Consider the following 11,699-nt stretch of genomic DNA (forward strand, 5'->3'; position numbering starts at 1 on the left):
CATGCACGGCTGGCTGCACAGCGAACCACGCACGCCGCCGGCCGCGCAGCGTCGCGCGGTCGCGGCGGCCTGGCTGCAAGATGAAATCGCCCTCAGCGCCGCGCTGGCGGAACGCGCGCGCCTGAGCCCGGCGCAATCGCTGGCGGTGCAGACGCAGGCCGCGGACTGGATTCGCGGTGTACGCGAGCAGGATCGGCACGCCTCGGGGCTGGACGCGTTCATGCGCGAGTACGACCTCTCCAGCGCCGAAGGCGTACTGCTGATGTGCCTGGCCGAAGCGCTGCTGCGGATTCCCGACCACGCCACCGCGGAGAAGCTGATCGCCGACAAACTCGGTGGCGCGGCGTGGAAGCAGCATCTGGGGCACTCGGATTCGCTGTTCGTCAACGCCTCCACCTGGGGCCTGATGCTGACCGGCCGCCTGGTGCAGATCGATGCCGGCACCCGCGCCGATCTCGGCGACGCGCTGCGGCGCCTGGCGGGCAAACTGGGCGAGCCCGCCATCCGCCTGTCGCTGCGCCACGCCATGCGATTGATGGCCGAACAGTTCGTCATGGGCCGCAGCATCGACGAAGCCCTGGATCGGGCTTCGCGGCACTCGCAGCCGTTGTGCTCGTTCGACATGCTGGGCGAGGCCGCCGTCACCGCCGCCCAGGCCGATCGCTACCGGCTGGCCTATCTGCACGCCATCGCCGCGGTCGGTGCCAGCGGCGATGCCGGCGCGCCCGTGCGCGCAAGGCCCGGCATCTCGATCAAACTCTCCGCCTTGCATCCGCGCTACGAGCCGGCACAGGCCGCGCGGCTGCGCCAGGAATTGCTGCCGCGGCTGCTGGAGCTGGCGCGGGCGGCACGGCAAGCGGCGGTGTGCCTGACTGTCGACGCCGAAGAGGCCGATCGGCTGGAGCTATCGCTGGACCTGTTCGAGCCCCTGTTCCTGCATTCGGACCTCGCTGGCTGGGAGGGCCTGGGTCTGGCGGTGCAGGCGTTTTCGCGGCGGGCGCCGGCGGTGATCGACTGGTTGCAGGCCCTGGCCGTCCGTGGCGGCCGCCGCCTGCAGGTCCGGCTGGTCAAGGGCGCCTACTGGGATACCGAAATCAAGCGCGCGCAGGAACTGGGCCTGGACGGCTACCCGGTGTTCACGCGCAAAGCGCGCACCGATCTCTGCTACCTGGCCTGCGCCCGGCAATTGCTGGCGGCGCGCGCGCAGTTCTACCCGATGTTCGCCACGCACAACGCGCATACCGTCGCCGCGGTACGCGCCTATGCAGACGACGAGCAAGGCTACGAATTCCAGCGCCTGCACGGCATGGGCGAAAGCCTCTACCGGGTTGTCGGTGCCTCCATGGACCTGCCGTGTCGCGTCTACGCACCGGTAGGCCGACACGAAGACCTGCTGCCCTATCTGGTGCGGCGCCTGCTGGAGAACGGCGCCAACACCAGCTTCGTCAACCGCATTCACGACGCCCAGCTGGCGCCGGAACGGCTCGCGGCCGACCCCGCCGAGGCGGCGCTGGCACCGGTAGCGGAGCTGGCACCACCGGCCGCGCTGTTCGGCGTCGAGCACCGCAACCCGCGCGGCCTCAACCTTGCCGATGATCGCCAGATGCGTGCGTTGGCGCAGCGCCTGGCTGCCTGCGAGCGCGCCGGCCCGCTGACCGTCGGCTCGTGTTCGCCAGTGTCGCGGCCATCCGCGGGCGCGGGCCGCCGGCTGTGCGCACCGGCGGACCGGCGACTGCGGCTGGGCGACTGGCATGCGTTCGATCTCGTCGCATTGCCTGCTGCCGTGCAGATCGCGCAGGACGCGCAAGCGGCCTGGGATGCGCGCCCGGTGCAGCAGCGGGTGCAACCGCTGCGGATGGCGGCAGAGCGGCTGGAGGCCGAGCGCGAGGACTTTTTGTATCTGCTGATCCGCGAAGCCGGCAAAACGCTGGCTGACGCCGACGCCGAGGTGCGCGAAGCCATCGATTTTCTGCGCTACTACGCGGCGCAGGCGCAACGCCTGCAGCAGCAGCCGATCGCGCTGCCCGGCCCGACTGGCGAAGACAACCAGTTGCGTCTGCACGGTCGTGGTGTGTTTGCCTGCGTGTCGCCGTGGAATTTTCCGCTGGCCATCTTCACTGGCCAGATCGCGGCGGCGCTGGCCAGCGGCAACACGGTGGTCGCCAAGCCGGCCGAGCAGACGCCGCTGATCGCCCGGCGCATGACGCGCCTGCTGCACCAATGCGGCGTGCCGGCCGAGGTCCTGCAACTGCTGCTCGGCGACGGCGAACTGGGTGCGGCGCTGGTGTCTCGACCGGGGATCGCCGGCGTGGCGTTCACCGGATCGTTCGAAGTGGCGCAGCGGATTCAGCGCGGTCTGGCCGCGCGCGAAGGTCCGCTGGCGGCCCTGATCGCGGAGACCGGCGGGCAGAACGCCCTGCTCGCCGATTCCAGCGCGCTGCCCGAGCAACTGGTGCGCGATGTGTTGCGCTCGGCCTTCGGTAGCGCCGGGCAGCGCTGTTCGGCATTGCGCGTGCTGTATCTGCAACAGGAGATCGCCGCATCGACGATCGAACTGCTGCGCGGCGCCATGCGCGAACTGAGCATCGGCGATCCGGCGCTGCTGTCCACCGACATCGGCCCGGTGATCGACGCCGACGCCTGCGAGCGGCTGCAGGCTCATGCCGAGTCGCTACGGCGCGAAAACCGCTTGATCGAGCAATTGAACCTGCCGTCCGCCTGCGCGCACGGCACCTTCTTTGCGCCCTGCCTGGCGCAGGTCGAGGGCATCCAGGCACTGTCGCGGGAGCACTTCGGGCCGATCCTGCACGTGGCGCGTTATCGCGCGCAGGATCTCGATGCGGTGGTGGATGCGATCAACACCGCCGGTTACGGGCTGACCCTGGGCGTACACACTCGCATCGAACGCATCTGGCAGCAGGTGCGCGCACGCGCCAGGGTCGGCAATCTTTACGTGAACCGCGTCATCACCGGCGCGGTCGTCGGCAGCCAGCCCTTCGGCGGCGAGGGCCTGTCCGGCACCGGGCCCAAGGCGGGCGGGCCGCACTACCTGCTGCGCTTCGTGACCGAGCGCAGCCTGTCGGTCAACACGGCGGCGGTGGGTGGTAACGCACAGTTGCTGCGCGGCGATCGGTGAGGCCTCAGCGCGCGGTGTAGTTGCGTTCGATCCAGCGCTGGTACTCGCCCGACTGCACGCAACGCACCCAGTCGGCATTTCCCAGGTACCAGTCCACCGTCTTGATCAGGCCGCTGTCGAAGGTTTCCTGCGGCGTCCAGCCGAGTTCGCGTTCGATCTTGCGCGAATCGATCGCGTAACGGCGATCATGCCCCGGCCGGTCGCGCACGAACTCGATCAGCCGAGCGTGCGGCGCCGATGACGGTCGACGCGCATCCAGGATCGCGCAGATGCGTTCGACCACTTCCAGGTTGCGCCGCTCGGCATTGCCGCCGATGTTGTAGGTCTGACCCGGGACACCGCGTTCCAGCACCAGACGCAGCGCGCGTGCGTGATCGTCCACGTAGAGCCAGTCGCGCACGTTGGCGCCATCGCCGTAGACCGGCAGCGGCTTGCCCGCCACGGCATTGGCGATGACCAGCGGGATCAGTTTTTCGGGGAACTGACAAGGCCCGTAATTGTTGGAACAGTTGGTCAGCAGCGTCGGCAGGCCGTAGGTGTGATGCCAGGCCCGCACCAGGTGATCGGACCCGGCCTTGCTGGCCGAATAAGGGGAGTTGGGCGCGTAAGCGGTGGTTTCGCTGAACGCCGGATCGCCGGCATCCAGCGAGCCGAACACCTCGTCGGTGGAAACATGGAGGAAGCGAAACGCGGCGCGCTCGGCCGGCGGCAGGCTGTGCCAATAGGCCAGGCTTTCCTGCAACAGCACCAGGGTGCCGACCACGTTGGTGCTGACGAATTCGGCCGGGCCGTGAATGGAGCGATCAACATGACTCTCCGCCGCCAGGTGCAGCACCGCACGCGGCCGCTGCTGCATCAACGCGGCGCGCACCGCGTCGGCGTCGCGGATGTCGCCGCGGATCAGCTGGTGCCGCTCCGACTGCAGCGCCGCACCGAGCGACAGCGGGTTGCCGGCGTAGGTCAGCGCGTCGAACGACAGCACCTGCGCGTCGCTGTGCTCGATCAGTTGACGCACCAGGCAGGAGCCGATGAACCCAGCGGCACCGGTGACCAGCAGGGGAGGCGATTGCGAATTCGTCACGATCATCGGCAGCTCTAAGGTGGCGAGCTTTCGGCCGGCATGCCAGTTCTGCAATGCCATCGCCGGGTTCGTTGACAGCCCCTGGGGGCACTCCTAAGCTCGGTTCGAGATCGTCGATCAGGAGTACGTCCGTGCGCAAATCCTTTCAAGGCATCGTCCTGGCTGCAGGCATGGTGCTCGGCGCCGGTGCGGCCCAGGCCGACGACTACCGCGAAAGCATCGACGGCGCGCCGTCGGCTGGCGCCATGACCTTCGACATGCTGATCGTGCGTCCGCTGTCGCTGGTGGCAACGGTCGTGGGTGCGGTGGTGTTCGTGGTGCAGGCGCCGATCTCGGCTTTTCAGGAAGGCGGGCTGAATACCACCGGCAACAAGCTGGTGGTAGAGCCGGCCAAGTTCACCTTCACCCGCCCGATGGGCGCGCTCGAATAAGCCGGCGCCCTCCGGCATTTCATACCAGGCCCCGGCAGCGCAGCCGGGGTTTTTTGCGGTCGCCGGCTCAGCGGATCACCCGCCCTTCGCTGTCGATCACCGCCACCGGCCCCAGCTTGAGCTCCCTTAGGGGCGCCTCCACCTGCGACAGATCGCCCACCACCACCCAGGTCAAAGCCTGCGGCTGAATCAACTTGCGCGCGGCCGCATGCACCTGCTCGGGGGTCAGCCCCTGCACCTTGGGGACCAGATCGTTGTAGTACGAATCCGGCAAGTCGTACTGCAGGATGTTGAGGTAGGACGAGGCCACGTCGGAACTGGTTTCGTTGTCGCCCGGCAGGCCGACCACCAGATTGTCGGCCGCCAGTTTGAGCTCCTGCGGCGTCACCGGGCGATCATCGATGATGCCGTTCAGTTCCTTGAGCATCTCCTGCACGCTGTCCGCGGTGCGGTCGGCCTGCACCTGCGAATACACCACGAACGGGCGTTGCCCGCGCGCGCTGCCCAGCACGGCGCTGGCACCGTAGCTCCAGTGCTTGTCCTCGCGCAGGTTCATGTTGAGGCGCGACACGAACAGGCCGCCAAGCACGGTACTGGCCAGATTCATGGCGGCATCGTCGGGGTCCGACTTCGGCGGCGCCAGGTGCGCGGCGAGCACCATGGTCTGCGCGGCGCCGGGCTTGTCGAGCAGGAACAGGCGCGGTTGCGTCGGCATCTCCACCGTCGCCAGATTCTTCTCCGGAACCGGCTCCGACGGCGCCTTCCAACGTCCGAACGCCTTCTCCAGCAGCGGCTTGATCTGCGCCAGCGTGGTGTCGCCGACCACCAGGATGCGCACGTTGTCGGGTCGCAGCCAACGCGACTGGAAGCGGCGTAGATCGTCGACCTCCAGCGAACCGACCGAGGCCTCGGTGCCGCTGCCGCTACGGGTGCCAGCGTAGGCGTGGCCCGGGCCGTAGATCAGTTGCGGGTACACCCGGGTGACCAGTCCCTGCGGCTGCGATTTCTCCTGCTGAATCGAAGCCAGTCCCTGCTGCTTGAGTCTTTGCAGTTCGTGCTCGGGAAAACTCGGCCGCAACACGATGTCTGCCAGCAAGTCCAGCGATTCGGGCAGGCGGTTGCTGAGACTGTTCATCAGCACCACCGAGGTATCCAGGTTGGACTGCGCACCGATTTCCACCGCCAGCTCTTCCTTAAGCCGGGCCAGCCCGAGCGAGTCGAACTTGCCGGCACCTTCGCTGAGCATGTCCAGGGTCATGCGCGCGGTACCGGACTTCTCGGCGGCATCGGCCGCATAGCCGGCGTCGAAGATCAAACCGAGCTGCACGATCGGCGCCGCATCGCGTTCCACCACCACCAGCTCGATGTCGTTGGACAGGCGGTCGCGCCGCGGCGGCGGCAGCTCCAGCGCCGGCAACGCGCCCACGACGGGCAGCTTGCTGCGGTCGGCACGGGTTTGCGCGACGCGGTAATCCGGAAACGGCGTCACCGTCAGCACGTACTGGCCATCGGACAGCCAGGCCCGCGCGGTGTCGCGCACACTGACAGGGGTGGCCGCGGCGATCCATTCGAATTCGCGCTTGAACCAATCCGGCGCTCCGCAATACACCTCGTACTGCGCCAGGGTGGCGGACTTGCCGCCGAAGCCGTCGATGGTTTCCAGGCCACGCACGAAGTCGGCTTCCAGGCCGGTGCGTACCCGCGCCAGCTCGGCATCGGTCGGGCCCTGTTCGAGGAAGCGCGCGAGTTCTTCGTCGATGGCGCGTTCGACCTGCGCAGGGTCGACGCCAGGTGCCACCAGCGCATCGATGGTGAACTGCGAGGCGATCTCGAACGGCCCGAGGTGAGCGCTCACGGAAGTGGCGAGGCGGTCGCGATACACCAGCCGTTCGTACAGTCGACTGGTCTTGCTGCCGGCCAGCACCGAACTGGCCAGACTCAGGATATTGGCGTCTTTCTCGCAGAAGCCGGGCACGTTCCACACCTTGGTCACGCGCGCCTGCGGCACGCGGTCTTCCAGGATGGCGCGCTTGATGCCCTTCATCTTGGCCACCCAGGGTCCGTGGCGCGGCAGCGGCGGCCCAGCCGGAATGTCGCCGAAGTAATGCATGACCTTGTCCTTGACCTCGGCAAACTCCACATCGCCGGCGATCACCAGCACCGCGTTGGCGGCGCCGTAATGCTCGGAGAACCACTGTTTGACGTCGTCCAGGGTGGCGGCGTTGAGGTCGGCTTCGGAACCGATCGACGTCCAAGAGTAAGGATGCCCGGCTGGATAGGTGGCTGCTGCGATCATTTCGCTCATGCGGCCATACGGCTGATTCTCGCCCTGGCGCTTTTCGTTGAGCACCACGCCGCGCTGGGCATCGAGCTTGTCCTGGGTGATGGCGCCGAGAAGATGACCCATGCGGTCCGATTCCAGGAACAGCGCCAGATCCAGCGCGGGGGTTGGCACGTTCTGAAAATAATTGGTGCGGTCGTACCAGGTGGTGCCGTTCATTTTCGATGCGCCCACCGCCTCCAGCGGACGGAAGAACTCGTCGTCGTGATTCTCCGAGCCGTTGAACATCAGGTGTTCGAACAGGTGCGCAAAGCCGGTGCGACCGGGACGTTCGTCCTTGCTGCCGATGTGGTACCAGACGTTGACGGCAACGATGGGCGCCTTGCGGTCCTGGTGCACGATCAGGGTCAGTCCGTTGGGCAGGATATGCTTCTCGAACGCAATCTCGGGCTTGAACCCCGTCTGCGGTGCGGACTTGGCAGCGGCCATGGCCACGCCAGCGACGCAGGACAGAATGACGACAGACAGCAGTCGGACCATGAAACCACTCCGGAGCAGACAATGAAGTCGGGCGATACGCAGCATCTAGGGCGCGGGATGCGTGCCGACACCTGCGGGGCTGCAGGCGCGCAGTAGAACATGGCGACTGGACTAAGTTCCGGCTGGACGGTGGATGCCGGGCATCGGCTGGGGCCGGGTGTGCGCCAACGGGTTTCCACGCATTGCGACACGCGTCCGGATGCCGAAGACATCGAGCTGGTGGTCATCCACAACATCAGCCTGCCGCCGGGCGAGTTCGGCGGACCCTGGATCGAAGCCTTGTTCATGGGCAGGATCGATCACGCCGCGCACCCCTACTTCGAATCGCTGCGCGGCCTGCGCGTATCCGCGCATCTGCTGGTGGACCGACACGGCGGTCTGACCCAGTTCGTGCCCTTCGATCAACGCGCCTGGCATGCCGGGATTTCGAGCTGGCGCGGCCGCGAACGCTGCAACGATTTTTCGGTGGGCATCGAGCTGGAGGGCAGTGATGATCAAGCGTTCGCGTCGGCGCAGTACAACGCTCTGGCCGCCGCCCTGAAGGCCTTGTTCGCGCGTTACCCGCGACTCGGTCCGGATCGGCTGGTGGGGCATTCCGACATCGCGCCCGGGCGCAAGACCGATCCCGGCCCCTGCTTCGACTGGGCCCGGCTGCTGCGGCTGCTCGACCCGATACCGGAATTGCCATGACCCTGATCGTGATCCTGCTGGCATTGCTGGCCGAGCGCCTGCTCGGACACGTGCCCGGCTGGGGTTCGCCGCGCCTGCTGGGCGGGTACCTGCGCAGTCTGCAGCGCGTGATTCCGCTGCACGCGCTGTGGCGTGGTGCTTTGGCGATTCCGCTGGTGCTGGTGCCTCTGGTCGGCGTCACCTGGTGGATTCAGCAGCACTTGCAGCAGCCCATGCTGCAAATGCTGTTCTCCGGCGGGGTGCTGTTTTTGTGTCTGGGCCCGCGCGATCTGGCGGACGACGTCAAGCAGTGGCTGGCGGCACGACAGGCGCAGGATCACGCCCAGGCGCTGCGCCTCGGGCGCCTGCTGCAACAGGGGCCGGGACGCTATCGCGAAGACGACACGCCGGATTCACGCGGCCTGCTCGGCGCTCTGTTCATCCAGTCGCACGAACGCCTGTTCGGCGTGCTGCTGTGGTTCTTCGCTTTCGGTCTGGCCGGCGCGGTGTTCTACCGCGTCATCAGCCGGCTGCCGCGCCTGCTCGGTCAACACGAGGAAACACCGGCGTCGAACGCCGCCGACACCCTGCACGCGCTGGCGGCCTGGGCCTCTGCCCGCGTCACTGCGGCGCTGTTCGGACTGGCCGGCAGCCTGGACGACGCCATCAAGGAATACCGCAACCTGTCGCATCAGCCCTCGCATGGCTGGCGCAGCCAGACCTGGGCAGTACTGGCGGAAGTGGCATCGGGTTCGATCGAGTTCGAAACCAAGGAGGGCAATACCGAAGTGCCCGCCACCCTGGAGCTCGCCGCGCGCGAGGTCCTCAACCTGCAGTTTCGCGCGCTGATGATCCTGCTGGCGTTCGTGGCCGTGTTCACCACCGGCGACTGGCTGAGCTGATGCGCGTACCCCCAGCGTTTCGTGCGGTGCTGCTGCTGGGCGCCGCGCTGACCGGTTCGGGCGCGGCGGCCGGTGGCGTCGTCACGCTGGCCCCGCATCTGGCCGAGCTGGTATGTGCCGCCGGTGCCTGCGATCAACTGGTCGGCGTCGGCCGCTACAGCGACTATCCACCAGAAATCGTCGGGCGCACGCAGGTCGGCGACGCCTTCGCGGTGAATCTGGAGGCGGTGCTGGCACTCCAGCCCGATCTGGTGCTGGCCTGGGACGGCGGCATGCCGCCGGCAACGATTGAGCGCTTGCGCAGTCTGGGCCTGAACGTGGAATCGCTGCGCGTGCGCCGCATCGAAGACATCGGCCTGGCGCTGCTGCGCATCGGCGGCCTGCTCGGAACCGAGGACGCGGCCTGCGCCGCCGAAGCCGAATTCCGTCGGCGCATCCAGGCCCTGCGCGAGGCGTACCGCGACGCCGAGCCGATTCGCGTGCTGTATCAGCTGGGGCGCGAGCCGGTCTACACCATCGGCGCGCAATCGCCGATCAGCGAGGCCATCGAGTTGTGCAGCGGCATCAACGTGTTCGCCGACCTTGGCCGTATCGCCGGCGCGGTCGGACGCGAAGCGGTGATCGCAGCCGATCCGGACGCTATCGTGTTCGGCAGCCAGGACGATGCCGCCGGCATCCGCGCGAGCTGGGCGGCGCACCCCCGTCTGCGCGCGGTGGCGCGGCAGAATCTTTACGCGATCAATGCCGACGTGCTGGCACGCGCCACGCCGCGCATGGCGCAGGGCATCGAGCAGTTGTGCCAGGCGCTGGATCAGGCGCGGGCGCGATTGAATCCGTAATCGCTATGCGGCCCCCGGCTTGCCGGCGCGCTTCCAGCTCGACTCGGCCGCGCCGTCGACGCGGCCCAGCACCCGGGCCACCACGAACAGATAATCCGACAGCCGGTTGAGCAGCTTCATGATCGGCGGGTTCACCGGTTCGACTTCGTGCAAGGCCCACACCGCACGCTCCGCACGCCGCGCCACCGTGCGCGCGACGTGACAGGCTGCGGTGGCCGGGCTGCCGCCGGGCATGATGAATTCCTTCAGCGGCGGCAGGGTGTCGTTGAGATCGGCCAGGGCCTGATCGAAACCCAGCACGTCGTCGTCTTTCACCAAGGTGCCGCCCGGCCAGGAAAGCTCGCCGCCCAGGTTGAACAGCAGTTGCTGCGTGCTGGCGAGCTTGTCGCGCACCGCATCGGGCAGCGCGTGGGTGAGCACCACCCCGATCTGCGAATTCAACTCGTCGACGTCGCCCATGGCGCACACGCGCAGATGATGTTTGGGCACGCGCGAACCGTCGGTGAGGCCGGTGGTGCCGGTGTCGCCGGTGCGCGTGGCGATCTTGCTGAGTCGGTGACCCATGGTGTGGATTCCTCTTGTTGCTGTGCGCAGCCTACGCTGGCGCCATCAGGGGGCGGAAACGAAATCGATATTGATCGGCGTGAGCACCGTATCGATACGATCTTCGATTACGGTCTCAGTGCCATCGGCAAATCCCAGCACGGTAAGGCCAGGCGTTTCGAGCTCGGCGCGGCCCAGCCACAGGCGGCCCTGCGCATCGGCCGACAGCGCGCTCAAGCGGACGTCCTGCGCCACGCTCACCGCCACCGGCGCCGCGCTGCTGGTGGGATCGAAGCGGAACAGGGTTTCGCTGGCGAAATCTTCGGTGCCGTAGAAATAAGCGCGATCGGCAGCGACCACGGCCAGCTCGGTCAGCTGACCGAAGGGTGCCGCGCCCGGGCTGCCGTCGTCGACCAGCAATTCGCTGCTGAAGGCACCGGTGTCGATACGCACGATGCCGCCGTCAAAGGCCGATACGAAGTCGAAATCGGGCGGAACGAACTCGCCGCCGCCGGCTGCCAGCACGATCAGATCGTCGTTACCGGGGTTGGCCGCGATGCCGGACGGATTCCGTACGGGGAGTTCGATTCCGGGCAGATTGCCGGAGACGCTATCGGTGTCGATCTCCTCGTCATTGATGGTGTCGATCACGGCGACATAACCGCTCTTCACCGCCGAGAAATTCTCCAGGCGCTGCAACAGCACATAGAGCAAGCCATCCTGGATCAAGCCTGCGGTCATCTCAGGAACATTGTCGGCGGTGTCGTAGTGCGACAGATCGATCTCGCCGATCTTGAACGCGGCCTCGGTCGTCGCGGAAGGATTGACGATCCACAAAACGTCCGAGCCGTAACGCAGCAGATAGGCCTTGGTCGGGCTCAGGATCACCAGATCCGCCGGATTGCTTTGCGTGGTGTCGTCGGCGTCCTGGGTCGAATAGCCACCGTTCTGGTACACCGGCGTCGAAGGATCGCTCACCGCAAAGCGCTGCACGCGGTTTGCGTTGAAGCGCTCGATCACGAAGTAGTGATCGCCGCCACTGCGCACCAGGATGTCGGAACTGCCGTTCGGCGGCAGATTGTTCTGCGCTTCAAACGGTGCCTCGAAATCCACCAGCGACACCGCCCCGCTGGAAAAGTCCGGTGCGCGCGTGGCGACCACCGCGGCGGTCGCCGGCGGCTCTGCGCCGAAGTTGCCGCCCCCTCCGCCGCCACCGCAGGCGGTGAGGATCAGGGACAGCGCTGGAAGTGTCAGTCGGTACACGGAAAGTCTCACGT

General features: G+C 67.1%; 9 protein-coding genes. 5 read left to right on the plus strand and 4 right to left on the minus strand.

Going from position 1 to position 11,699, the window contains the following annotated elements; translation table 11 throughout:
* Position 1: 1 nt before the first annotated feature.
* Positions 2–3,136, plus strand: coding sequence for a bifunctional proline dehydrogenase/L-glutamate gamma-semialdehyde dehydrogenase PutA (gene putA, locus ACOOHP_RS14705; RefSeq protein WP_420467235.1), 3,135 nt, complete (start codon positions 2–4; stop codon positions 3,134–3,136).
* 4 nt (positions 3,137–3,140) lie between these two features.
* On the opposite strand, the gene rfbB is transcribed toward putA, so the two are convergent.
* A complete protein-coding gene (rfbB, locus tag ACOOHP_RS14710) occupies positions 3,141–4,223 on the minus strand; it encodes a dTDP-glucose 4,6-dehydratase (protein WP_420468721.1) in 1,083 nt (360 codons plus the stop codon).
* Between the two features lie 125 nt (positions 4,224–4,348).
* Between rfbB and ACOOHP_RS14715 the strand changes: the two genes are divergently transcribed.
* Positions 4,349–4,648, plus strand: a complete 300-nt coding sequence (locus ACOOHP_RS14715) for a hypothetical protein (protein ID WP_420467236.1) — start codon at positions 4,349–4,351, stop codon at positions 4,646–4,648.
* Positions 4,649–4,715: 67 nt separating this feature from the next.
* On the opposite strand, the gene ACOOHP_RS14720 is transcribed toward ACOOHP_RS14715, so the two are convergent.
* Positions 4,716–7,469 (minus strand): M16 family metallopeptidase, encoded by a 2,754-nt coding sequence (locus tag ACOOHP_RS14720; RefSeq protein ID WP_420467237.1) that lies wholly within the window; start codon positions 7,467–7,469, stop codon positions 4,716–4,718.
* Positions 7,470–7,568: 99 nt separating this feature from the next.
* On the opposite strand from ACOOHP_RS14720, the gene ampD reads away from it, so the two are divergent.
* Genes ampD through ACOOHP_RS14735 form a run of 3 tightly spaced genes read left to right on the plus strand, consistent with a single transcriptional unit; the run spans position 7,569 to position 9,879 of the window.
* Positions 7,569–8,159, plus strand: a complete 591-nt coding sequence (gene ampD / locus ACOOHP_RS14725) for a 1,6-anhydro-N-acetylmuramyl-L-alanine amidase AmpD (protein WP_420467238.1) — start codon at positions 7,569–7,571, stop codon at positions 8,157–8,159.
* The gene (locus ACOOHP_RS14730; protein WP_420467239.1) at positions 8,156–9,040 is read left to right on the plus strand and encodes a cobalamin biosynthesis protein; all 885 of its coding nucleotides are present in this window, start codon (positions 8,156–8,158) and stop codon (positions 9,038–9,040) included. The genes ampD and ACOOHP_RS14730 overlap by 4 nt, the downstream gene beginning before the upstream one ends.
* Entirely contained in the window at positions 9,040–9,879 is an 840-nt protein-coding gene (locus ACOOHP_RS14735; RefSeq protein ID WP_420467240.1) for a cobalamin-binding protein, read from the plus strand. The genes ACOOHP_RS14730 and ACOOHP_RS14735 overlap by 1 nt, the downstream gene beginning before the upstream one ends.
* A gap of 3 nt (positions 9,880–9,882) precedes the next feature.
* Here ACOOHP_RS14735 and ACOOHP_RS14740 read toward each other — a convergent pair whose 3' ends face one another.
* Both ACOOHP_RS14740 and ACOOHP_RS14745 read right to left on the minus strand, forming a co-directional pair.
* A complete protein-coding gene (locus tag ACOOHP_RS14740) occupies positions 9,883–10,443 on the minus strand; it encodes a cob(I)yrinic acid a,c-diamide adenosyltransferase (protein WP_420467241.1) in 561 nt (186 codons plus the stop codon).
* A gap of 45 nt (positions 10,444–10,488) precedes the next feature.
* Positions 10,489–11,697, minus strand: coding sequence for a hypothetical protein (locus ACOOHP_RS14745; protein WP_420467242.1), 1,209 nt, complete (start codon positions 11,695–11,697; stop codon positions 10,489–10,491).
* Between the last annotated feature and the right edge of the window lie 2 nt (positions 11,698–11,699).

It is taken from the genome of Panacagrimonas sp., from assembly GCF_965216805.1.
GTDB lineage: Bacteria > Pseudomonadota > Gammaproteobacteria > Nevskiales > Nevskiaceae > Panacagrimonas.

Excerpts from the sequence above, each read along its gene's own strand:
- putA (WP_420467235.1), top strand. The coding sequence starts at position 2 with ATGCACGGCTGGCTGCACAGCGAACCACGCACGCCGCCGGCCGCGCAG.
- rfbB (WP_420468721.1), bottom strand. The coding sequence starts at position 4,223 with ATGATCGTGACGAATTCGCAATCGCCTCCCCTGCTGGTCACCGGTGCC.
- ACOOHP_RS14720 (WP_420467237.1), bottom strand. The coding sequence starts at position 7,469 with ATGGTCCGACTGCTGTCTGTCGTCATTCTGTCCTGCGTCGCTGGCGTG.
- ampD (WP_420467238.1), top strand. The coding sequence starts at position 7,569 with ATGGCGACTGGACTAAGTTCCGGCTGGACGGTGGATGCCGGGCATCGG.
- ACOOHP_RS14730 (WP_420467239.1), top strand. The coding sequence starts at position 8,156 with ATGACCCTGATCGTGATCCTGCTGGCATTGCTGGCCGAGCGCCTGCTC.
- ACOOHP_RS14735 (WP_420467240.1), top strand. The coding sequence starts at position 9,040 with ATGCGCGTACCCCCAGCGTTTCGTGCGGTGCTGCTGCTGGGCGCCGCG.
- ACOOHP_RS14740 (WP_420467241.1), bottom strand. The coding sequence starts at position 10,443 with ATGGGTCACCGACTCAGCAAGATCGCCACGCGCACCGGCGACACCGGC.